Annotated in this window: 23 protein-coding genes; 14 read left to right on the forward strand and 9 right to left on the reverse strand. The window is 47.2% G+C overall.

Annotation, left to right across the window (positions count from 1 at the left end):
- Positions 1-106 precede the first annotated feature (106 nt).
- Positions 107-1,315: a site-specific integrase gene (locus tag H6B30_RS14735; protein WP_205111941.1), complete on the reverse strand. Its 1,209-nt coding sequence runs from the start codon at positions 1,313-1,315 to the stop codon at positions 107-109.
- 923 nt (positions 1,316-2,238) lie between these two features.
- Here H6B30_RS14735 and H6B30_RS16435 point away from each other — a divergent pair.
- The 4 genes from H6B30_RS16435 to H6B30_RS14750 all read left to right on the forward strand — a co-directional run bounded on the left by H6B30_RS16435 (position 2,239) and on the right by H6B30_RS14750 (position 3,428).
- On the forward strand, positions 2,239-2,433 hold the full coding sequence (locus tag H6B30_RS16435; protein ID WP_239484134.1) for a hypothetical protein: 195 nt from the start codon (positions 2,239-2,241) through the stop codon (positions 2,431-2,433).
- 42 nt (positions 2,434-2,475) lie between these two features.
- Positions 2,476-2,646 carry a glyoxalase gene (locus tag H6B30_RS14740; protein WP_205111943.1) on the forward strand — a complete coding sequence of 57 codons (171 nt, stop codon included), beginning with the start codon at positions 2,476-2,478 and terminating at the stop codon, positions 2,644-2,646.
- Between the two features lies 1 nt (position 2,647).
- Positions 2,648-3,010, forward strand: coding sequence for a hypothetical protein (locus H6B30_RS14745; protein ID WP_205111944.1), 363 nt, complete (start codon positions 2,648-2,650; stop codon positions 3,008-3,010).
- Positions 3,011-3,071: 61 nt separating this feature from the next.
- Positions 3,072-3,428, forward strand: coding sequence for a hypothetical protein (locus H6B30_RS14750; protein ID WP_205111946.1), 357 nt, complete (start codon positions 3,072-3,074; stop codon positions 3,426-3,428).
- A 75-nt stretch (positions 3,429-3,503) separates the two neighbouring features.
- On the opposite strand, the gene H6B30_RS14755 is transcribed toward H6B30_RS14750, so the two are convergent.
- From H6B30_RS14755 to H6B30_RS14775, 7 genes are all read right to left on the reverse strand, one after another.
- Positions 3,504-3,743 carry a helix-turn-helix domain-containing protein gene (locus H6B30_RS14755; protein WP_205111948.1) on the reverse strand — a complete coding sequence of 80 codons (240 nt, stop codon included), beginning with the start codon at positions 3,741-3,743 and terminating at the stop codon, positions 3,504-3,506.
- Between the two features lie 869 nt (positions 3,744-4,612).
- Positions 4,613-5,341 (reverse strand): hypothetical protein, encoded by a 729-nt coding sequence (locus H6B30_RS14760; RefSeq protein WP_205111950.1) that lies wholly within the window; start codon positions 5,339-5,341, stop codon positions 4,613-4,615.
- 8 nt (positions 5,342-5,349) lie between these two features.
- The gene (locus H6B30_RS14765; protein WP_205111952.1) at positions 5,350-6,456 is read right to left on the reverse strand and encodes an AAA family ATPase; all 1,107 of its coding nucleotides are present in this window, start codon (positions 6,454-6,456) and stop codon (positions 5,350-5,352) included.
- A gap of 145 nt (positions 6,457-6,601) precedes the next feature.
- On the reverse strand, positions 6,602-9,865 hold the full coding sequence (dnaG, locus tag H6B30_RS14770) for a DNA primase (RefSeq protein WP_205111954.1): 3,264 nt from the start codon (positions 9,863-9,865) through the stop codon (positions 6,602-6,604).
- The gene (locus H6B30_RS16440; protein ID WP_239484136.1) at positions 9,862-10,065 is read right to left on the reverse strand and encodes a helix-turn-helix domain-containing protein; all 204 of its coding nucleotides are present in this window, start codon (positions 10,063-10,065) and stop codon (positions 9,862-9,864) included. Before H6B30_RS16440 ends, dnaG begins: the two co-directional genes overlap by 4 nt.
- Positions 10,066-10,139: 74 nt before the next feature.
- Positions 10,140-10,448 carry a hypothetical protein gene (locus H6B30_RS16445; RefSeq protein ID WP_239484145.1) on the reverse strand — a complete coding sequence of 103 codons (309 nt, stop codon included), beginning with the start codon at positions 10,446-10,448 and terminating at the stop codon, positions 10,140-10,142.
- Between the two features lie 5 nt (positions 10,449-10,453).
- Positions 10,454-10,645 (reverse strand): hypothetical protein, encoded by a 192-nt coding sequence (locus tag H6B30_RS14775; protein ID WP_205111956.1) that lies wholly within the window; start codon positions 10,643-10,645, stop codon positions 10,454-10,456.
- A gap of 526 nt (positions 10,646-11,171) precedes the next feature.
- Here H6B30_RS14775 and H6B30_RS14780 point away from each other — a divergent pair.
- The 6 genes from H6B30_RS14780 to H6B30_RS14805 all read left to right on the forward strand — a co-directional run bounded on the left by H6B30_RS14780 (position 11,172) and on the right by H6B30_RS14805 (position 16,996).
- Positions 11,172-11,351, forward strand: coding sequence for a hypothetical protein (locus H6B30_RS14780; protein ID WP_205111958.1), 180 nt, complete (start codon positions 11,172-11,174; stop codon positions 11,349-11,351).
- A gap of 297 nt (positions 11,352-11,648) precedes the next feature.
- Positions 11,649-12,617 (forward strand): hypothetical protein, encoded by a 969-nt coding sequence (locus tag H6B30_RS14785; RefSeq protein WP_205111960.1) that lies wholly within the window; start codon positions 11,649-11,651, stop codon positions 12,615-12,617.
- A complete protein-coding gene (locus H6B30_RS14790; protein ID WP_205111961.1) occupies positions 12,605-13,387 on the forward strand; it encodes a hypothetical protein in 783 nt (260 codons plus the stop codon). The genes H6B30_RS14785 and H6B30_RS14790 overlap by 13 nt, the downstream gene beginning before the upstream one ends.
- Positions 13,388-13,395: 8 nt before the next feature.
- Entirely contained in the window at positions 13,396-14,157 is a 762-nt protein-coding gene (locus tag H6B30_RS14795) for a metallophosphoesterase (RefSeq protein WP_205111963.1), read from the forward strand.
- 369 nt (positions 14,158-14,526) lie between these two features.
- Positions 14,527-14,982 (forward strand): helix-turn-helix domain-containing protein, encoded by a 456-nt coding sequence (locus H6B30_RS14800; protein ID WP_205111965.1) that lies wholly within the window; start codon positions 14,527-14,529, stop codon positions 14,980-14,982.
- 520 nt (positions 14,983-15,502) lie between these two features.
- Positions 15,503-16,996: a phage integrase SAM-like domain-containing protein gene (locus H6B30_RS14805; RefSeq protein ID WP_205111967.1), complete on the forward strand. Its 1,494-nt coding sequence runs from the start codon at positions 15,503-15,505 to the stop codon at positions 16,994-16,996.
- Positions 16,997-17,115: 119 nt separating this feature from the next.
- Here the strand turns inward: H6B30_RS14805 and H6B30_RS14810 are convergent, their stop codons facing one another.
- Entirely contained in the window at positions 17,116-17,322 is a 207-nt protein-coding gene (locus H6B30_RS14810) for a hypothetical protein (protein ID WP_205111969.1), read from the reverse strand.
- A gap of 832 nt (positions 17,323-18,154) precedes the next feature.
- Between H6B30_RS14810 and H6B30_RS14815 the strand changes: the two genes are divergently transcribed.
- The 4 genes from H6B30_RS14815 to H6B30_RS14830 all read left to right on the forward strand — a co-directional run bounded on the left by H6B30_RS14815 (position 18,155) and on the right by H6B30_RS14830 (position 21,390).
- A complete protein-coding gene (locus H6B30_RS14815; protein WP_205111971.1) occupies positions 18,155-18,541 on the forward strand; it encodes a plasmid mobilization protein in 387 nt (128 codons plus the stop codon).
- Between the two features lie 23 nt (positions 18,542-18,564).
- Positions 18,565-20,124 (forward strand): relaxase/mobilization nuclease domain-containing protein, encoded by a 1,560-nt coding sequence (locus H6B30_RS14820; RefSeq protein WP_205111973.1) that lies wholly within the window; start codon positions 18,565-18,567, stop codon positions 20,122-20,124.
- Positions 20,125-20,306: 182 nt separating this feature from the next.
- Positions 20,307-21,017, forward strand: coding sequence for a ParA family protein (locus tag H6B30_RS14825; RefSeq protein WP_087207586.1), 711 nt, complete (start codon positions 20,307-20,309; stop codon positions 21,015-21,017).
- A gap of 10 nt (positions 21,018-21,027) precedes the next feature.
- Positions 21,028-21,390 (forward strand): hypothetical protein, encoded by a 363-nt coding sequence (locus H6B30_RS14830; RefSeq protein ID WP_087207491.1) that lies wholly within the window; start codon positions 21,028-21,030, stop codon positions 21,388-21,390.
- The last annotated feature ends 11 nt before the right edge of the window (positions 21,391-21,401 follow it).

Raw genomic sequence — 21,401 nt, forward strand, 5'->3', positions numbered from 1 at the left:
CGGAATATTTTTACGAAATTCTTGTAAGTTGTTGGAATTTAGTTGTTTCACGAAAATATCCATCTCATATAAGGAGAAGTCCATTTTCGTGAAACAGTTGTTCGCGTCATAGACCCTCCATAATCATACGGTTTGCCTTGTCCACTTCGCTTGACTTTATCGAGTCAAGGTAGATTTGTGTTGTCGCTTCCGAATCGTGCCCGAGGGCTTCGCTGATGACCGACAGCGGGATGTCCTTGCCGCGTGCGATGGTAGCCCAACTGTGCCTGCTGTAGTACATTGACAACGGCAGCGGCAGTCCTGCCATGCGTGCTATTTCCTTCAGCTGTCGGTTGATTTTCCTCATCTGGTTCTGGTACTGCCTGCGCTCGCTCCCGTCCTCATGGGTGAGGATAGGCAGGAGGTATCTTGTGGCATTTGGTTTGTACTTGCTTATTATGTCCTGCATCTGACAGGTCCATTCCATCGTCAGGAGTTGCCCCGTCTTCTTGCGGCGGTATGCCAGGCAACCGTTGTTAAGATCGGTTTTCTTCAGGTATGCCATGTCTATGAAGGACATTCCGCGCGTGCAGAAACTGAACATGAACATATCCCTCGCGAAGTCAAGGTTTGGGCTTCGTGACAAGTCCAAGTCGTTGATTTTCTTGATTTCAATGAAAGTTATGCTCCTTTTCACTGTCTTGTCCATGCCGCAATAGACGTGCCTGAACGGGTGACGGTCGGGCGTGAGACCTTTCTCGACGGCCATCTTGTAATTGGTGCGCAGGATGCGCATATAGAAAGAGGTGGTGTTGCGTGTCAGTCCTGCATTCAGCATCCACGCCTCGTATAGTTCCATCAGCCCATCGTCCATCATGTCGAACGTCAGGTCAATGCCGCCACGGAAGTGCATGAAGCTGTAGAGCGTTGAGCGGTAGGTCTCGGCTGAGCGCACTTTGCCAAGCTGTTTCTTGTGCCGTATCTGTCCGCGTATGAAGTTGAACACGCTATCCTGCGCGTCAAGGCTGGGCGAGAAGTTGGCGATGATCTCATCAAGATTTACCGTGCCGGTTGCCTTTTCGCTTTCCTCCACCATCCGTTTTAGCCTGTTCATTTCCCATTGCAGGGCAGACTCTACCGAAACGAGGTGGACGTAGCGTGGCGATGACAGTGTGGGCAGGACTATCCTCCCTGCGGCTTCATCCCATTCTTCGGCGAAAATTTTATACTCGCTCGTTATCCTGCGCACAGAGCGTCCGTGTATCAGTTGGAACACCAATGAGCCTTCCTTGCCCGGCGTTGTTGACGGCCTGAATTTTAGTTTTATCGATGTCATGGTACAATGTTTTATTGTTCTTTATCTAATGTCGGCGACAAATAATGCCCATGTAAACGTGCGCATTGTAAAAGGTAGCGTTTTACGTTGCGAAAGAGCGTCTTTTGGAGCGTAATATGCATCGTTTTGCGCCCCAAGACGGCACACCTATTGGAAAGACTGCGGCAACAGGGCGTTTCCGGATCTGAATCTATCGTCTGGCATGATAGCGGTATGGCCTTACCACATTATTATATGTGATGACAGCGTATATCCCCGACCGCTGTAAAGGTAAGCCCAAGACGTAGGGCTTGCAATACGTCAAACATTGGAGAATGGGGGAGATAATGGGAATTGTTCGGATTTTGTGGTCACTATGGCGTGCCCGATGTATATTGGGGTACAGTAGCGGCTTGCCTGCTCCGTGCCATTGGCACCAAACAAACCAAGCCGGTATCTTCATACTGCATTTACGGCAAGGCCGTGTCCGCCGACAAAGAGGCAAATTCATGGTTGCGCCCCGGCGCAACTAAGGATTTGCCACATTGCCGGCTATGAAGTGGATGCTTGTGGCTTCGCCATTTCATAGGCGAACTGCCGTAATGGCATAGCCAAACGGAATCTTTAATGGCATTTTTTTTGGCAGCAAGTGCCCGTGCTTCATGTCGGACAACGCTTTTCCGTGCAAAGGTACTGCGGACGGGAGGAACGCCAAGTGCCGGCTGTGCTTTCGTCGGGAGGGCTTGACGGCAGCCTTCCGCAAATTTCCGCGTGCCTTGGAAATTTGGGCATTCCGTCCGCGCCCTCTCGCCTCACACTTGTCTTTTCCTCCCTGTCGTCCGCAGTGGTTCCACGCACGGAAAAGGTTGCCCTGCCACGAAGCCCGGAAAGGCTTCACAAAAGGGAAAAGAACTTAATTTTATCAACTTTCAAGACATCGGAGTATGCGTGTAAGAAGAATTACAATCGAACAAGGGGAAAGGGTAGGCATTGACCGCTTCCCGAACTTCCACCGAAGCGGAAGCGTAAGGGGCATGAAAAGGCTGTATTACGGCAAGGACTGCCTTTTGGTAAGGTGTGGCAGTTACATCTACAATGTTTCGTCAGAACCGCAAATTTATTATCAAGCAAGTGTATGACATTAAAAACAGGTATAAATAACAATTTTAAAACATTTGAATATGGCTGGATATACTGATTTTCCCAAATACGGCAGGGAATGTGAACTGGTTAAGCCGTGGCGCGGCTACTGTCATGGCATTGTGGTTGCACTGACAGACACTGGCTTCATCGTGCGACTGACAAGCGGTGCGGAGATAGAGGTGTATGGTGACGAAATTAAATTTTGCTGATATGTGCAGGCTGATGACACCCCGGTTGGAGGAAGCCTTGAAAGGCTATCCCCTTTACTCGCAGGACGGCAGGGGAAAGGACGCCGTCTGCGTGGCCATATTTGCGCTCGGCTCGGTACGGTGGTTCATACTTGAGGGAGAGGTGCAGGGGAACGACATAATCCTTTATGGCATTGTCGTAGGGCTTATGGAGGACGGGTACGGCTACTTCTCGCTTAACGAGCTTTCGGACGTAACTCTTGACCTCACGGCGAAAGGCCTTGGCAAGTTACAAGTAAGGCGGCAGGAGAACTTCCAGCCGACAAAGCTCAAAAATTTGCAGGACTATCGTTTGCAACGGTTTCTTGCGGAATTCGGGAAATAAACAATTATTAATACGCCGTCCGTGGCCGTCATGGTTGCGGACGGCATAAACAGCCCAAACGATGAATACGAATATCAACATTGACGCAGTAATGAAGTGCTGCGAAACCAACGGTTGGGAAGTACGTGCCGACAGGCAAGGCAAGGATGTAATCTTCGAGTTCTGCAAGTTCACGCCTGCAGGGCAGGACTTCGGCTTTTCGACTTCGATGAAAGGGAACTGCATCGATAGCCTGGCAGATGACATTGAGGACTATTACGAGGGCTTAGACCCGGACTATGAGGCGAGCCTGTGGATAGGCAAGGACGGACACGGACGGCGTGGTGCACCTTACCACATCAAGGACATCGTGGCCGACATGGAAAAGGCGGAGGAAATGGTGTACAGACTGCTTGAGGCAATCAGGGGGATTGCCTGACGGCTTGATGTGCGTGGAAAGAAAAAGCCTGCCGGCGGATGTGGCAGGCTTTTTCTTTCCACGCCTGTATCACTATTAGGAGCTTTTGCGCTTGCGTCCTTTCTTCGGGATGCTGTTCTTTTTGAAGACCATTAGGTCTTTGCCGAGGAAGCGGCGCCTCGCATTGCCTTCCGCCCTGCTGAATGGCAACGGCCTTTCGGGGTGGCTGATATAGGCGTATATGGTGCAGCGGTGTACGCCAAGATAACGTGCGGCTTCGCGCACCGAGTATGTTCCTTCAGGGATGATTTCACCAAACAACTTGCATAAGTCCATGTCTTAATCCTTTTTTGCTATAAAGATAACCGGTGGACGGATGCCATGCAAGACGTTAGATATTGGAAGATGAGGGAGTTCATTGGAAAATGACGGATTTCGTGGACTTGCTGTTATTCCACTTCCGTGCCAAAGGCGGGCAAGCGGAAAAATACTTTTTGAAAATGAAAAAGGGTATATGTTTCAGGGTTGACAGCGTTGACAAGGTTGAAAGGGGCAAAGACACACGAGAAATATTGTTCGCAAATTACTGTTATACAATACCTTATCTTTTTCTTTAACTAAAAAAGAATAATTATATATGTATCGTGTTTTGTCAACACTTAGCTATGGATTTTCGGATTTTCCCAAATCTGTCAACGCTTGTCAACGTTTGTCAACGCATACCTTTTCATGAAAGTGATTGGTATATTGGAATTTATAGTTTGTCAACACTGTCAACCCCAAAATGTGTGCATATTATTCTTCGAAGATTTGTGTCGAAAAGAGGAGCTTTGAATACATTCTGCCATAGTTGGTTATTATATGTCATGTCAAGCTATTATGATTGGGTTTGAAAATGAAAAAATCCAGACGTTTATGTATTAGTATGTCTGGATTTTAGTGCTGCATGAAAATCGACTGCTTCTATATGCTATTGTGATGCCTCAAATATATTTATTCAGTTTCTCTACAAGCAAATATACGGTTGTGGAATACTCTTCCGTCGCTGGATTCCCCTTTGAAATTTCAACCAGTACTGTTTTTGCATTCTTGATGGTCTGTCGCTGTAGTACTGTTAATATACTATTTGATTGACTGAATAAATGCGCAACAAACGCGAAATATTGATGGATTGTTAAAAAGTTGCTAATCCAACAATATTGTTTTTATTTCAGATAATCGTGAATGAATATAGGAAACGAATTTAATATTGCCACTTCGTCATTTGCGCAAACATATTTTTCCTTTTGTGCTTTAAATATGGCATCTTGACTGACTGTATCCTTGTCTTCTGGCAATACATTTTCACCTGATACGATATAGTTGGCTTTGCACACGTTCTGTGCCTTCAACATGTTCCAATTGTTCCTCACCTCGCTTTCATTGGTTTTTGACAGGTCGATAAACTTATATCCTTTTGCCTCAGTATAGGCAAACGTTTCCGCCTCACCCTTGAATTTATGGTCGACGCAAGTCTGTCTTGTTACGGTGTACTTCCAATAGTTGGCATCAGGCAGCGTTTTAGTATATTTAAGAGACTCAATCATCGGATAGTTTACGTATAATTTGCCATTGTCGGTCTCGTTGTCAAAAAATCCAAGCATCTCTTCCAATATCGTGTTCACATTCTCAAGACCTATCCGGTTTTGAAAGTCATAATCGAAAAAGAGGAATATCTGAGAGAACATTGTGTCAAGTCGTATTCCATCAGGCACATCAATACCGTTTTCTGTTAATGGCAATGAGCGGAACAGGTCAAAGTCGTTACTCTTCAACCTCTTATATAGCGTCGGCAGGTCATGACTGCATTTCACCATCCTTACCTCTTCTCCCGAGAGGAAAAGTTTTTCCAACGAGCCGAATACTGTCGGTTCGGCTTTCAAACCTTCGAACACAAACAAGATCATACGCCGAATGTTCCCCCTCGATACAATTTTTCCAAATTATGACCAAAACGGAGTTCCTTGTCCGTCAAATCACAGATCGCATTAATTTTATTGTTCTTCAGAATGAAAAAACAATCAGGTCGCAACAGGTCGTTTGTCAGCAGAAATGTATCGTGGGTTGTCACGAACGCCTGATGTTCGCCCTTGAACAGTAACTTACAAATGGTATATGAAAGTTCGTAATGATAAAAAGCATCAAACTCGTCCACGAACACGAATGTAGCATTGCCCATTTCTTTCAACCAATAATATTGCAGTTCTAGGTTCAATGTGCCGGTTGATGCCACCCACATGAAAGGTATCTTAACCCCACCGATTACGCAATACAATACATTGTCGCCTTCTGTAGGTTTCGCAAACGAGAATTCCTGCTGGCTGGTTGCTTTCAGGTATTCAGCAAAATCTTCTGTCAGTCCATTCTTAATGATGTATTCTTCGATATTGCTACCTCCTTCTTTCAAGCCGATGAATTCTCTATAGTCCAGGCTTCTGAAAAAAAGCATATTTTCGACAAAGTCCTTAAGCCGCAAAATCGCATGGCCTTTGGTCAATGGGACAGTACCCACCAAGTAATTAATGATGGAGATGTTGTTTGCACCTGTCTTCAAACTATTGATAGCCGCGTCAGACAGGGCGAACTCTTCCGCAATTCTAAGTTCGTCCGCATCCTTATATACCAGCTCTTTCCCGTTTAGTAGCAGTTTCTCGCTCAGCAATTCGCCTTTCAGGTCTTTTGCCTTCTTTGAGTAACTGTAATTCAATATGTCATCACCAAAAACGAAAGTATACTCGAACTCTACAGGTTTGATAATGTTTGCTGCGTATGCAAAATTCAGATAGTAGTCCGGCTTTTTCCATTTGTGGGACAAGTGGTTCGCTATATCAAAAATAGCCAGTCCGAGATTTGTTTTTCCAGACCCATTGGGACCGTACACTATTCCGTTCTTCACTACACCGTTATTTATGGCGTTGGAGTTGAAGGTATAGTTGCTTGGATGTGACAAATCCCATTCTATTTTGTCAGCAAATCCACGGTAATTCTTCACAGCGAATCTTGTAAGCATGATTTAATAACGTTTAGCATTAAGTACTTATGCTTGCAAAGATACAAAAAAACAGATACAGCCGCAAAAAAATTACGGATAATGGGCTGTCATGTTACAAATTTAACACCTTTAGTAATATTAAGGTCTGTCTTTTACTCAATTATTACAATTCTTCCGAAACGACTTCCGTTTCAAGGTCAAGCCCGAAGTTTTCCTTAAGTTGTAAATAATCGAAGCACAAAGCCTTCGGGCGGTTGACCCTGACTTTCCTGACCTGCTGGCCGTTGACAAGCTCGACCGAGTAGTCCGGCTGTCCGTTGGGCAGAAGGATGCTGAACCTGTCCTGCTTCAGGCCGAGGAACGACGGCTGCGACTTCAGGTAGGACATGACGGTTGACCAGTTGGAACGGTTGGCAGTGGCATTCATGCTTCGGCTGCCGAACAGCGAGGAAACCGCCGCCGTATTCAGGTATAATATCGGGCGTGCCTCCTTGAACTCGATAGCCTCTTTTGATGACAACGGGCGGAACGACCTCATGTACCTTATGCGGTAATGAGCGTTCTCTATACACTTCCCTGATGTCTGGAAGCCTTGAAGCATGTTCCAGAAGTCGGCTATCTCGGAGCTTTCCTGCGCCAGCTCGTTCTGGTTGCGCAAGCCCCTGAGAGAAATGTCGAACAGTTCCGCATAGCTGAAAGGCACCTCTATGACCGTTTCCAACGTGCGGAACGTGGTCAGCGGTATTACCCAGTTTCCGAAGATACGGTCATGTACCGTCTCGTTGTCCAACTTAGTGGCCAACTCCCGTTTGGTGATGGAATAGATTTCCGGAAAGTTCCTCTCAAACAATTCTCTATGATTAAGGATTTCAACGGTCAGGTGTGTCAATCCCGTGTTGCACATTGCCACCAAATCCTCATAGCGTTTCTTCTCGGCTTGGCTGAAGGAGGTCTTGGAAAAGGCGAGGAACAGGACACGGGTATAAAGTGCCATGTCCTGCGTTGGCTTGTCCTGTCCGCAAAGCACCACGCCAGTGCTGACGATGGTCTGCGTCGCCATGCCGTCCGTACTTGTGTTTTTCTTGGTCTGTCCGCCACCTCCCCACAGGCCTTTCAGGTATGCTATCTTGCGGATGTCGAGGTCGTTCTTGTACTCATCGAACACAGTAAGGGTGTTAACTGCTTGCGACACGCGGTCGTTCATGGCCGGGACGGAAGTCACGCCGAGGTTTGGAGGGTCAACGCCATGCAGGAAAAAGGACTGGAGGGAGGTGGCGAGGGTGGTCTTGCCCGTGCCTTTCTCTCCGAAGAGGTTGAGAATGGGAAAATGCCTTGTACGTTTGAACACTACATCACGGAACAATGTGGCCAATAGGTAACAGAATGCGACTGTGGCGTTCTCCCCGAACACGTCCATCAGCAATGACACGTAATCGTAAAGTTTCACTCCGCTGCGGTTCTCATGCACCATCAATCGCTCGAACTGGTATATCTCCGGGTTGTGAAAGTAGATTTTGGAATGGCCGGGCAGGTAGAACGCTTTGTCTTTTACGTCACGGACTATCCCGAGGTCATCGGCTTTCTTGAACGTGACTCCGTCCAGTATGCCGTTGCCGAAAGCGAAGAAACCTTCCTCGGCATTCCATCCCAATTTCCTTATCCGCTCCGCCGTGTCGGTCTTGGAGTACAGGTATTCCTTGACGCGGTTGAGTTTGTCTATCTTGGACAGCCAGACGTAATTGCCCAATGAACCGACCTTCTGCTGGAAGTTGCTCAGCGAACACAGCTCTGATTCTTTCAGCTCTACCACGCGGCAGACGTTGTACATGTTGCGCATCCTGAATATGCGCGTGCCGTTGCTCTCGTCCTCAATGTGGAACAGCGGTTCCATGATGAAGTTGGAAATCCTCATCGGTTCCCCGTCATCGTCTGGAGTAGCGTAATAACAGTTATCGCGGACGAACAAGCCAAACTGCCGCAGGAGTTCAGCTTCGCGCTGTCTCTCGTCCATCGGGGTTGCCCTGTCTTTTCTTTTACGGGCTTCGCCACGTGCCTGCATTACGGCATCACGCCACAGCTTCGCCTTGCCATGTAGTCTTGAAAGTTGTTCTATGCACTGGTCAAAGACGAGCTGGTCGTCCACATAGCGGAGCAGGTCGGCAATTTCCGCCACGCACTTGCGCTCCTCCACCAATGAGTCTGCAACGAGAAACCGTTTCTGCGCCAGCCAAACAATGAAGTGCTTTTCCTCAAGTGAGGTGAAATCCTCCTTTGAGCGGATGTAACTATCCGCATCGTTCTTTATCGGCTTTTCCCTTACGGCATCATCTGGTATTCCGTCCGGGTAAAGTGTATAGAGTTTGTCATCGGGTATGTTGACTTTGGCAAACGGTAGTTCTCTGACCGTCACGTGAAATCCCTTTCGAATAGCGGCAGCTCCGTTTGCCATGACCGCCTCGAATCCGGGGCCATATGCCTTTCCATCCGCAACGTCCGAATCGGGAACAAAACATATCGCGGAAGTGAACTTCTTTAACAATGTAAGCTGGCTGTCCGTCCATGCCGTACCAAGCGCGGCCACGGTGTTGTCATATCCAACTGACTGCATCCTAAGGACGTCAGGTGCGCCTTCCACCACAATGAAGTAGTCTGAGTTACGGGCGCGGCTTGCCCTGTCTATCCCGAACAGCGTATCTCCTTTGGAATAGACGGGGCTTGTGGCGGAGTTGACGTATTTCGGGGCTTTGGGATTCGTGCCGATATACCGTGCCGTATAGGCGGTGACGCGCCCCCACCTGTCACGGATGGGTATCATGATGCGCTGCCTGAACATGGTGTATGCGCCACTGTCCTCACTGCGCCTTAACAGTCCAAGCTCGAAAAGGACTTTCTCACTTATAGATGACTTGCGGCAATGGTCCATGAAAAGCCCACCGTCTTTCGGGGCGTAGCCTATCCCTGCTACGGAACAGGTTTCTTCCGGCCATCTGCCATAAATATAGTCACGCGCCTGGCGGCTTTCAGAGTCATCCGTTTTTCTCAGACTGTTGTAGAAAAACTTTTGGACTTGCTCAAGGGCAATGAGCAGCGACTCCTTGTGTCGGGCCTCTGCCGTTTCCGCCTCATTGCGTTCCTCTTCCATGTATTCAACAGCAATGCCATGTTGCTTGGCTATGAACACCACCGCATCCGTGAAAGATAGGTTCTCTTTCTCCATTACGAACGAGATGGCATCGCCGCCACGGTTGCAGCCGAAGCAATGGTACAAGCCCTTCTGTGGCGACACCGTGAAGGACGGTGTCTTTTCTGAATGGAAAGGGCATAGCCCGACCAGCGACGAGCCTTTCCTTTTAAGGCTGACGTAAGTGCACAGCACATTTTCAATGTCGACACCCCTAACTTTACTTATGGTGGCTTCACTGATCATAATTTCGTTAAGATGTGCCAGCACTCGATAATGGATTGCCCCGAATACTTAGGACGCTTGGAATTGCCGGGGTTGACCGGCTTGATATAACCGTTCTCTCTATACTTTCGCAACGTCTTATGACTTACGCCAAGCTCGGAGCAAGTGCGCTTAACAGAATAGACTCCATCTGGATTACAAGTTGGCTGCAGCTCTTTCATTGATTATACATATATTTTCTACCATTTTACACATCGATAATATGTTTGGCATAGCCATAAAATAGTTTATAAATTCATTTTCTCTTCTTGTTTGTTATGCTGCTCAATGGCTGATTATCAAAATAATCTTGTACAGTCCGTTGCAGAAAACGTAGCTCGGCTGTTTTGTATTCAACCTTTCCCGGCCTTTTACAGGGCACGATTTTCCCTTGGCGCCTCCATCTCTCGACATTCCGGCGGCCAAACATCTGATACGCTTTCCTTTGGCTGACATATTCCGGGTCGTCATGGTCAGCTTTCAACAGCTTGACAATCCTTGCAGCAAGGTCATTCAGGAATGTGTCATAAGGAATCAGATGGTCTAAAAACTGAAATAAAGGCATACTTGCTACTTAACTCTTTTGACGGTAATAGTTTGATTCTCGCGGTCTGTCCTTGTCTTGAACAGGCGGTTGAAGATAGCGCCAAGCTCGGAAGCCTGTGTTCGGACGCTTTTCAGCCGTGAAATAGGGAAAGTCACTTCGTCGCCGATTTCAAGTGCGGTAAGCACCGGACGGATTTTTTCCAAATTTTCTGCCATAACTCTTGATTTATTATGTTCGATTTTAATTTTCAGTTACGACACTATGTATCGCAGTTGCAAAATAACAACAAATAAATCATATAGCCAAATATTTGTTTAATTATTGTTTGCTAAATATCCAAATAATGATTATATATTAAGTAAAGTTCTTGCGTTTTTGCAATGAATTACAATGAAGTAATCGGATATAACATTGATGGGCAAGTAAAGGAGGACATACAAGTCTGTTATAGCATGGAAGTACATAAAATCTGGTTTTACTACCTTCAAGCTGATATGTAGTACCTTAAACTCTTTTCCATAAATGTAGAAATGGCATATAGCTTGAGAAAATGAGTCTAAGTTGACGATATTCATTTGAAAAAATGTAATGTCGTGCATGATATTCACTTGAAAAAGTGTAATTGCACCGAGAAAAAGAAACAAGCCAATGCTAACTATAAAAAATAGAAACAGTTTTGGCCGGAAGGAAGAACTCCGAGGATAGAAATCGTATTGTTTTCATAAGGATAGCGATCTTGAAATGAACTTCCTGGTGAGATTTAAGGGTGAATGCGTCATGCTGGAAGTGGGAGTGAGAGGCGGAAAGGCGAAAAACATGGTCACAGTTTTCAAGAACAAGGATGTTAAGGTGCAGACTGTTCCACTTATATGGGATTCCTTATCAAGGATAAGAATGCAGACGTTACCATTCCCGGTATAGATTTAAGCGCATTGACCATTTGATGTTGTGTTGTAGGATACAAAATGGAATGTGACAGATACTAGCAAGTTGAAGCTGGAAAGCAAGTTTGAACAAGAGAAAGGAAACAAAAGTCCTCACCTACAGTTTGCATATTAAGAAATACATTCGACGTAAAACACGGCTTGCAACACCCCGAACTTATAAAACAACAATGTTTTTTGCTTATATCGGCGAAATAAAATAGTGTCTGTTGTTGATATATAAAATGTTTTTGTTAATTTTGCTACGTTTTAATGTGAAATTAAAATAGAGCAGATGGAATTAAATGAGATTAGTATTTTGCATCGCAAAATAAGGATATCGCCTTGTGGAAAAGAACGGTTGAAGGGTGTGTCTGTCGGGGAGAAACTGTCATATACATTCTATGAGGGTGTATATGAAGGCATATCTATGCTGTTTCTGCAACCAAGAAAGGGTAATCCTACCCCAAGAGAATGTGGGATAACAGCGGAAAGGCTCACAACGTTGTCCGGACTGCCCGTTGTCTTTATCCTGAAATCCGGGCCTACATACGAGAGGCAAAGGTTGACGGACAAAGGGGTGTACTTTGTCATGTCTGACCGGTATGCCCACCTGCCCATGCTCATTGCACTTGAAAAGACAAGCGACCGGAAAGTGGCATCAGCCCTGACACCTGTGGCTCAATATATCCTGCTGTACCACCTGCAAGTGAAAAGCCTCAAAGGCTTTTCGGCCAAGGAGATTGCCGGGCTGATTCCCTATTCGTATGAAAGCACGACCTTGGGCATTACCTGCCTGGAAGACGTAGGTCTATGCGAAAAGATACAGGATGGCCCAAGGAGAAAAATCCTGCGTTTTCCGTGCAAAGGTATGGAGCTATGGAAAAAGGCTGGACAGGTGCTTATTTCACCGTTGGAAAAACGCTTTTACTGCGAAGGCATCCGCACGGATAAGGAATATCCAGCCTGTGGAATAAACGCCTTGGCGCATTATACATGGCTCAATCCTGACCCTGAAAGAATGCTTATGTTGACAAGCAAGGAATACCGCTCATTAAAGTCTGCGGAAGCCTTCGATAGTCCCAATGTCTTTGATGGGAAAATTATCGTAGAAGTATGGAAATATCCTGTTATAAAAATGGCGGAAGAAAATAAAGAATGGGTTGACCGTCTGTCGCTTGCCCTGTCTTTGGGAAACGATGACGATCCACGGATTGAAAAAGAAGTTGAACGAATGATTAATGACATACAATGGAAGGATTAGAAAAGTTTCGTGAGGCATTTGCCGAATTCCCGGACAATTATGTGGTGATTGGAGGAACTGCCTGTGACATTGCAATGACTGGAACAGCAGTCAGGCCACGCGCCACCCACGATATAGACATGATTGTTATTGCAGAGAATATTACAGAGGCTTTTGGAGAACGCTTCTGGCAGTTCGTGCGTGAAGCAGGCTACAGGCCGGAAAAGCGTAAGCACATTGAGGGAGAACCGCCAAAATACGAATTATACCGTTTCGTTGACGGCAAGGATGGATATCCTGAAATGATAGAACTGCTCTCCCGTCACCCGGATGTACTTGGAGAACCCAAAGGAATCGTCATTGAGCCTTTGCCTGTCGGCGATGAGGTTTCCAGTCTGAGTGCTATCATCATGGATGACGATTTCTATCATTTCGCCATTACGCACAGTCGGCTGACAGACGGGATTCGTCATGCGGACTCTGCCGCCCTAATAGCCTTGAAAGCCAAAGCCTATCTCAACCTGCTTGCAGACAAGCGTGCCGGGAAGCATGTAAACAGTAAGGACATACGCAAACACCGCTCGGACGTGTTGAAAAACATCGTCATCCTGGAGGACGCATCAGTTGAAGCACCGGAAGCAATAGTCAGGTGTGTCAAGGATTTTATAGGCTCTATACGCGAAAATTGGAACGAACTGTCTGCTTCTTTGGCGGCATCATTGGGGCAGGATGAAGAATTTGTATCGGAGTTATTGAACCAGCTCAATGAGCTGTTTGTAGTCAAATCATAAAGAACGACATGAAAATACAATACGCATCGGACTTGCATCTTGAATTTGCCGAAAATGCCGGCTATCTCAAGTGCCACCCTTTGGAAGTGACTGGTGATATACTTGTCCTGGCCGGTGATATTGGCTATTTGGGTGATGAGAACTATGGCAAGCATCCGTTTTGGAGCTGGGCTTCGGAGAATTACCGGCAGGTAATTGCCTGTATGGGCAATCACGAGTTCTACAAGTATTACGACATAGCTTCGCTTGAAGACGGATACAGCCTGGAAATACGCCCCAATGTTCATAGCTACTATAACAGCATCGTGCATATTGAAGATACTGATATTGTCATTTCGACCTTGTGGGGTTGCATACCTTTAGAAGAAGCGTATTATACCGAAAATGTGATATCAGATTTCCGCCGGATTCTATACAAAGGAGAGCTGTTGACTTCCGCTGAATTTAACAATGAATGCAGGAAATGTGTGGACTTTATCCGTAAATCAGTGGCGGACAGTAAGGCCCGTCACAAGATTGTCGTCACGCATCATGTCCCGTCATTCCGGATGCTGCATCCAAAGTTCGCAGGCAGCAAGGCCAACGGGGCGTTTACTGTTGAGTTGGAGGATTATATAAAGGACAGCGGCATAGAATATTGGATATACGGACATTCCCATTACAACATTGACGTTCAGATAGGTGGCACCCAATGCGTCTGCAATCAATTGGGATATGTGTTCCATAATGAGCACCAGACATTCAAGCCGGGAAAATGCATTGAACTGTAAATATGCAATAACACTTTGTCGAAATTTGGCAGCTTCAAAAGGTGAGGACTCAAATGGTTCTCACTTTTTGTTTATATGTGCCACATATACTTTGGTTTTCCCTACATGATAATCAATAATTGTCCTAACTATAATATAATTCTACACCTTTATTTGTTTGGCATTTCAAGCAGTACTAATTTTAATGCCACCATATTTATTCCTCTGGCATTATTCTTTTCCTCAATAATGTTTTGATATTTAATGTTTAATGTTTAACTTTGCATTCATAAACATAGTCTTTGCATGATTGCACGTATGGCATGTAAATGTATATGCAGTTGCATTATGGCTTGGCACTGTTTGAATTGTCATTTTTGAATTGGCTCTATGAATATAAAAGTTAGTCCTGTACATGTAGGGCAGGCGATTGAAAAGAGGCGCAATGAGCTTGGCATAAGCAAGTCCGAGCTTGGACGTAGGATTGGCGTAACACAACAACACGTCAACCGTATTCTTGAAAGGGAAACGATGGAGACAAACAAACTGGTAAAGGTCTGTGAAGCTCTTGACTTTAACTTCTTCGCCTTGTTTTGCCCCATGCAGCATCAGATTTCTGCTTATCTTGCCGCAGTGGCAGTGGACGGAAATGCACATAACAACATTGGCGATGCCGAACTTGCAGCACAATTAAATAAGGTGCAATCAGAGGTTGAAAACAAGAATGAAACTATTTTGTTGCTGAAAGAGCAGATAGAGAGCCTTAATGCTCAAATAAAACGCCTTGATTCCAACTTGAAGGACAAGGATGCCATTATTGAACTTTTAAAAGAAAGGAGACAATGACACTAATATAATACTGTTCGCGTGAATGTTCCATTACAGATAATTCCATGGTGAAAAAACAATTGTAGCTCCTTTAATAGGCCGAACATACACATTACATACACAAGCTCTGTAAAGTGTTGACAATAAGAGCCTAATAGCAGTGGCGCAAGCTGCGGTAGAGGAATAATCGCTACAATTGAATGTTGTCAGAAGAAAAATCTTAAAAAAGCATACACTTCACATACACCAATACTCCAAGACATTGGCTGTCAGGTATGCATATCAGCGGCTCAGGCGGCGGTAGAGGATACTCTCTAAGATTAGAAGCCCTCAGGCTAAACATTTCTAAATCATAATATCAGGCTGTAATTCACTGCATTAGCGGTAGATTACAGCCTGAGTTGCGTTTAGGCGGTTCGTTCACTTGACCGCAATAAGTGAGCCAAATGACCGTATTTGCTTACTCTCTGCTTACACCAAAAGACCCTGTTGCTTACACCTGCTTACACCACGATTCAACAACCTAAAAGTATTGATTATGACGACATTAAAAGCAATGGTCAGAAAACCAAGAACAGATGGGCTTTACTCCGTATATATACGGGTGGTTCACAATCGCAAACCGGGTTACATCAAAACGGATAAAATCATTGATGCGGAGCATATCGCAAGCAACGGCGAATTGACTGACCCTGTGGTCAACGAATATTGCGCCATGCTCATCCGACAATACACAGACCGATTGAACCGAACGGATGTAACTTTATGGGATGTTAAGGAAGTAATCGAATATCTGATGAAAGCAGACGAGGAAGTTTGTTTCAGTGAATATGCCCAAACATACATTAGTAAGATAGAACGGGAAGGACGTTTGAGAACTGCGAAGAATTATAAACTTGCAGTAGCGCATCTTGAACGTTATTTTGGTTCCAATAAGATTATGTTCAGTCAACTGACATCAGCCGTATTGAAGAAATGGATTGAAAGCCTGTCCCAGACAAACAGGGCAAAGGAGATGTACCCTACTTGTGTCCGGCAGGTTTTCAAACAAGCCATCACAGAACTCAACGACGAAGAGAAAAATATCGTGCGTATAAAGTTCAACCCTTGGCTGAAAATAAAGATTCCAAAATCAGACGGTACAGTACAAAGGGCCATCAGTGCAGAAGCCTGCCGTGAGTTCTTCAACCGTCCGCTTCCTAAAACGAAGATGCTGTCTCCCCTTCCGGAGCTTGGCCGGGATGTGGCACTTCTTTCGTTGTGCATAGGTGGAATCAACACCGTTGACCTTTACGAACTCAAAAAGAAGGACTACAACAATGGCATTATCGGCTATAAAAGGGCAAAGACACGTCACAGCCGCAAGGACGAGGCATATATGGAAATGCGTATCGAACCATTTATACAGTCCACTTTCGAGAAGTATTTGTCCGGCGAGGATGATGAATACCTGTTCGTATTCCACAGTCGTTACAGCAACTCCGACAGTTTCAATGCCAACGTGAATATCGGCATACGCAAGATATGCGCCGACATGGGCATGAAAAAGGAGGACTACTATTGCTATTACACGTTCAGGCACACGTGGGCGACCATCGCCCAAAACGACTGTGACGCGAACCTCTATGAAGTGGCGTTCGGCATGAACCACAGCCACGGTCTGAATGTCACCCGTGGCTATGTCAAGATAGACTTCACCCCGGCATGGAGACTGAACGCCAAGGTCATTGACTTCATCTTCTTCAGTGACGAGAAGAGTAAGCAAGGCAAAGCGCGTGACATTGAGGCTCCGGCAGACAAGCTGTTCCGCATATCCAAGAAGATGATGATTCGCGGACGGGCCTATTTCAAAGGGAAAGTGCTTTCCGAATTTACGGACATCGGTTTCAGCAATGTTGACCAGGTGATTGCCAGGCTGGCGCGTGAACTTCCGGGTGACATACCGACCGGATGCACCGTACAGTTCCGCATCACCAACTGCGACACTCAAAAAGAAGTTGTCTATGAAAGAAGTAAAGGCAAAGGATTTTAGCCCGTTTGTCAGTAAGTCTAAATATCTGACATGAGGGAAAAACACCATTGCATCCGAGCACAGCACGAAGCCGTACCTGCCGCCCGAGACAGGTGCGGCTTTGCTGTTTGCCCTCATCATTAATCCGGCGGACGATTGACCCAACACCGCCCTAAGAAGATACCGACCAACAGCAATAGTCCCTTCCATACAAGGACGCATATCTTCTTTATCAGCCATCCGGCAAGCCGCAGCACGTTCCTTGCCAGCCATAACACCAACCGCCACAACAGCGAAAGCACGATGATGACAGGCACCAGGTATATTATCAGTAACAGTTCAAACATATACTCAAATTTAAGTGAAACCATAAGCCATACGAGGCTATTTCTCACCATAAATATACTAAAAATCAGCGAGATATGAAAATATTCCGGCAACTATTTCCTGACAAAACCATTGATTGACAGACGATTGCCCATTGTGCTTCCATATCAAGATACCATCATACATATTGTTTGGGATATACTGGTGACAAGTGCCTGTGTTTCTAAAATCCGAAGTCGTCAGGTGCAAATACCTCCCGTTTTCTCAGGCCTGATGAATGACTATAAAGTAATGCCAAGGTTATCTCAGCTTGGGGCGGTCGTTACATTATTGCATTATGTTGATATATCAAATTCATTACTAACTTGAAAATCATATATCCGTGTTTTTCTTTTCCCTATTGTTGGCGGAAGAGCGGATAATGTTTCCGATAGTCCGTAGATGAAAGGCACAACGACATCCTGTATCTGAAACCAAGGTCAGCTCCATTCCACACTTAGGACAACAAGACGCTAAATGCCCCGGAACACATAAACTAAGGTAGATTTTGTCAAACATACCCGGCAACTGGACGTTCCCGATACTCCGGTCAAATTGATACGTTCCGATGCATAATAGTGTTGTGCATTTTGTCCGGAAGCCCCTTTCCACGGTAATTTTGGCGCAAAAACGAACCTGGGGCGACATTGCCCTGCGTTGCAGGATTTTCCAAGCAAGTTGTACTTTTGTGGCCACAAAACTCCGTTTGTTCCCCCAAAAGTGACTTGCCGGATGCCATGCACCGGAGCGGCACCGCCGCTGTTTCGCCCCGCGAAATGAGGTAAGACAATCCCGACTATAAAAACCCGAAATATGAAGGAACAAAGGAACAAGTACATCAAGGTAAGGATGACCCCGGAAGAAGTCCGGGCGTTCAAGGAGAAATCGGCCGATTACAAGACCGTGAGCCATTACGTGCGCAAGGCACTCGAAGAATATTCAAACGTAAGCGTCAGGCGGCAGCTTGAACTCATGCAGGAACTCGGTTCGTTCTACCGCAGATACCAGGGCGAACTGTCCCATATCGGCGGAAACCTCAATCAAGTGGTAAAGCGTGCCAACGAGCTGGCGGTTGCAGGGTTGCTGCCGCCAAGCTATATCCGGGAAGTCCTGATGCCTGTCATCCGGGACACACAGAACATAGTCAACGGGATAAAAAGAGGGCTTGACATCCTCACACAGAGAACCGGCAAACCTTAGACTAAAATATAAACCTACCAAAGATGATAGCAACCATATTACCCGGAAGCGCGGACTTCCACGCCGTGGGTTACAACGAACACAAGGTATCGAAAGGGCTTGCCCGGCTCATCGAGATGCGGAACTTCGGGACAGTCGGATTGGCAGGCAGACCCACCACGGAAGAGCTTACCGGCTACCTCAGGAAATATAGTTCCGCCAACAGCCGCATCCGGAAACCGCAGTTCCATGTGGCCGTCAGCTGCAAAGGCCGTGAGATGACGGAATCCGAACTGCTGGATTTCGCGCACCGATACCTCAAGGAAATGGGATATGCCGAACCCGGACAACCTTGGCTCATCTACGCCCACCATGACACCGACAACACCCACCTGCACATCATCACCTCGCGTGTCGCCCCCGACGGCAGGAAGATAGCCTATAGTCACGAGCGCAGGCGTTCCCAGGAAGTCATAGACAGGATTCTCGGCACGGACAGGCAAAAGAAGATTGCCGATGACATGGACGCGGCCAGGCAATATACCTTCTCCTCTTTCGCCCAGTTCAAGGCAATCATGGTTTCTATGGGATATGAGGTATATAAGAAAGATGAAAACGTATTTATCAAGCATGGCGGCAAGGTGCAGCGGCAAATTCCGTTGGCCGAAGTCGAACAGCTTTTCAAAAGCGGCTATAGGGAACGCGCCCGTTGCCGCCAGCTGCGGAGCATCCTCAAAAAATACCGGGACGTGAGCGGCGGCAAGGAAGAGCTGCAGAAAGAGCTGAAGGAGAAGTTCGGCATCGACCTCGTGTTCTTCGGCAGGAAGGATGCGCCCTACGGCTACATGATTGTCGACCACGCCCACCGTACCGTCATCAACGGGGCAAGGGTGCTGGCCACGGAACAGCTTCTGGACTTCGCCACCCCGGAACAACGCTTCGCACGCATAGAGGACTACATAGACCGGCTGCTCACCCTCAACCCGAAAATCACGCAGGGCGAGATTTTCCAGAAGCTGAGGAAGCAGCGTGCCTATATCAAGAAAGGCGTCATCCACTTTGACGGACAGACACGCCCGTTAAAGCCGTTCATGGCGGAAGCCATCGACCGGAACAACCGCATCCGTTTCATCGAGATGTTCCACCCGGCCACAGAAGCTGAACGCGATCTGCTCTGCAAAATCTTCAAGGTGAACCGTCCTGATCTGGTGGACCTGTCAGGCGAAAGGCCGCAGTCCCATACGGATGCCGTCAGCCGCCTGCATGAAATCTTCAATGACGAGAACGTCTTTTCCGTGAAAAGTGCCCTTCATGAGGAAGGCTTCATCATCCGCGAGGAAGCGGGCGCGGCATATGCCGTCAACTTTAAAAGACACATCGTGATAGACCTTGCGGCGGAAGGGCTTGACACGGAACGGCTGAAACCCCGGCCACGGAAGCAACAGGCCAAGCAGACACATTCCACCGGAAACGGCGGAAAGAAGATACACATACACGGACTGAAGGATTCCGGTGCCGGAAGCCATGCCGAAAAGCGTGAGTGGGAAGTCGGCGGCAAGGGAGGCTACGATGACATTGACGACGGACGCAACCTTAAACGGTAGACCATGAGGAAAAAACGGAGACTCCCTTTTGTCACCTGTCTGGCCGCATAAGCCGTCATACCTTTTAATCCGCTGCATAAAATACTTCGGTCAGGCTGACCTGAAGCACAAAAGTGTTGTGCATTTCGTTACCGTCCTATCCGGTGCATACTTTTGCACCGAACCAAACGACCGTGGACAAAATGATACAGACACCCGTCATCGTGACATTCGCCAACCAGAAAGGGGGAGTCGGCAAGACGACCCTCTGCGTCACCTTCGCCAACTACCTTGTGACGAAGGGCGTGCGTGCCGTGGTCGTCGACTGCGATTTCCAGCACTCCATCATGAAGTGCCGCAAGGCCGACATCAAGAAATACGGCGAGGAAGCCGTACCCTACGACGTGCTGGCCTACGAGGCCAACGACAAGCAGGCCATGACCGCGCTCATGGAGAAGCTGCACAACGACCCCAGCATAGACGTGGTGCTCATGGACTCGCCCGGCAGCCTGAAGGCGGAGGGGCTGATACCCATGTTCGTCAACTCGGATATCATCGTCGTACCGTTCCATTACGACCTGGTGACCGTCCCCTCCACCGCGAGCTTCCTCCTGTTCATCGACCGTCTGCGCAAGGCCGTGGGCGGACGGATGAAAGCCCGGCTCTTCATCGTCCCCAACCTCCATGACGGACGGGTGGGCAAACGCTCCGAGCTGGAACTGTGGGAGAACACGGGGAAGACCTTCGCCAACTACGGGCTGGTGACGGACAAGATTCCCAAGCGGGCCGACATGGAACGTTTCAGCACGGTGGCGGAACTGGATATGCAGGCCGGCATCGTCAGTCCGGTGTTCGACAAAATATACGCCGGAATTTTCGTTGACGGCACCCCCAAAGACATAAACCATCAATGACCATAGCGTAATGAACAAGGAATTACAAATAGACGACCTCACCAGAGGCATCAATGACGACGAACCTGCATTCAAGGGAGAAGGACAAGCGGAGCAAGGCACCGCACATCCCGGTGACAAGTGCTGGCAGGACTTCATGGCCTACCTTGAAGCGCCGACGGACGGGAACGGCAAGGCAGACCGTCTGGTATGCAAACTCGACCGCGACCTGGCCGACTCGCTTGACGACTGCGACATCCGTGGCCGCTGCCGTTCCGACCTCGTGAACGCCATCATCCGCTCGTTCTTCGAGAACCACCTTTCCCTACTGGCGCAATACCGCCGCGAGAAGAAATCATTGTTCAACAACTATAACCCCGAATCCCATGCGTAGAATCGACTGGA

This window comes from Marseilla massiliensis (assembly GCF_016899955.1).
Classification (GTDB): domain Bacteria; phylum Bacteroidota; class Bacteroidia; order Bacteroidales; family Bacteroidaceae; genus Prevotella; species Prevotella intestinigallinarum.

Bases quoted from the DNA above. Each gene is read 5' to 3' on its own strand.
- H6B30_RS14735 (WP_205111941.1), bottom strand. From the start codon at position 1,315: ATGACATCGATAAAACTAAAATTCAGGCCGTCAACAACGCCGGGCAAG.
- H6B30_RS16435 (WP_239484134.1), top strand. From the start codon at position 2,239: ATGCGTGTAAGAAGAATTACAATCGAACAAGGGGAAAGGGTAGGCATT.
- H6B30_RS14740 (WP_205111943.1), top strand. From the start codon at position 2,476: ATGGCTGGATATACTGATTTTCCCAAATACGGCAGGGAATGTGAACTG.
- H6B30_RS14745 (WP_205111944.1), top strand. From the start codon at position 2,648: ATGTGCAGGCTGATGACACCCCGGTTGGAGGAAGCCTTGAAAGGCTAT.
- H6B30_RS14750 (WP_205111946.1), top strand. From the start codon at position 3,072: ATGAATACGAATATCAACATTGACGCAGTAATGAAGTGCTGCGAAACC.
- H6B30_RS14755 (WP_205111948.1), bottom strand. From the start codon at position 3,743: ATGGACTTATGCAAGTTGTTTGGTGAAATCATCCCTGAAGGAACATAC.
- H6B30_RS14765 (WP_205111952.1), bottom strand. From the start codon at position 6,456: ATGCTTACAAGATTCGCTGTGAAGAATTACCGTGGATTTGCTGACAAA.
- dnaG (WP_205111954.1), bottom strand. From the start codon at position 9,865: ATGATCAGTGAAGCCACCATAAGTAAAGTTAGGGGTGTCGACATTGAA.
- H6B30_RS16440 (WP_239484136.1), bottom strand. From the start codon at position 10,065: ATGAAAGAGCTGCAGCCAACTTGTAATCCAGATGGAGTCTATTCTGTT.
- H6B30_RS16445 (WP_239484145.1), bottom strand. From the start codon at position 10,448: ATGCCTTTATTTCAGTTTTTAGACCATCTGATTCCTTATGACACATTC.
- H6B30_RS14775 (WP_205111956.1), bottom strand. From the start codon at position 10,645: ATGGCAGAAAATTTGGAAAAAATCCGTCCGGTGCTTACCGCACTTGAA.
- H6B30_RS14780 (WP_205111958.1), top strand. From the start codon at position 11,172: ATGAACTTCCTGGTGAGATTTAAGGGTGAATGCGTCATGCTGGAAGTG.
- H6B30_RS14785 (WP_205111960.1), top strand. From the start codon at position 11,649: ATGGAATTAAATGAGATTAGTATTTTGCATCGCAAAATAAGGATATCG.
- H6B30_RS14790 (WP_205111961.1), top strand. From the start codon at position 12,605: ATGGAAGGATTAGAAAAGTTTCGTGAGGCATTTGCCGAATTCCCGGAC.
- H6B30_RS14795 (WP_205111963.1), top strand. From the start codon at position 13,396: ATGAAAATACAATACGCATCGGACTTGCATCTTGAATTTGCCGAAAAT.
- H6B30_RS14800 (WP_205111965.1), top strand. From the start codon at position 14,527: ATGAATATAAAAGTTAGTCCTGTACATGTAGGGCAGGCGATTGAAAAG.
- H6B30_RS14805 (WP_205111967.1), top strand. From the start codon at position 15,503: ATGACGACATTAAAAGCAATGGTCAGAAAACCAAGAACAGATGGGCTT.
- H6B30_RS14810 (WP_205111969.1), bottom strand. From the start codon at position 17,322: ATGTTTGAACTGTTACTGATAATATACCTGGTGCCTGTCATCATCGTG.
- H6B30_RS14815 (WP_205111971.1), top strand. From the start codon at position 18,155: ATGAAGGAACAAAGGAACAAGTACATCAAGGTAAGGATGACCCCGGAA.
- H6B30_RS14820 (WP_205111973.1), top strand. From the start codon at position 18,565: ATGATAGCAACCATATTACCCGGAAGCGCGGACTTCCACGCCGTGGGT.
- H6B30_RS14825 (WP_087207586.1), top strand. From the start codon at position 20,307: ATGATACAGACACCCGTCATCGTGACATTCGCCAACCAGAAAGGGGGA.
- H6B30_RS14830 (WP_087207491.1), top strand. From the start codon at position 21,028: ATGAACAAGGAATTACAAATAGACGACCTCACCAGAGGCATCAATGAC.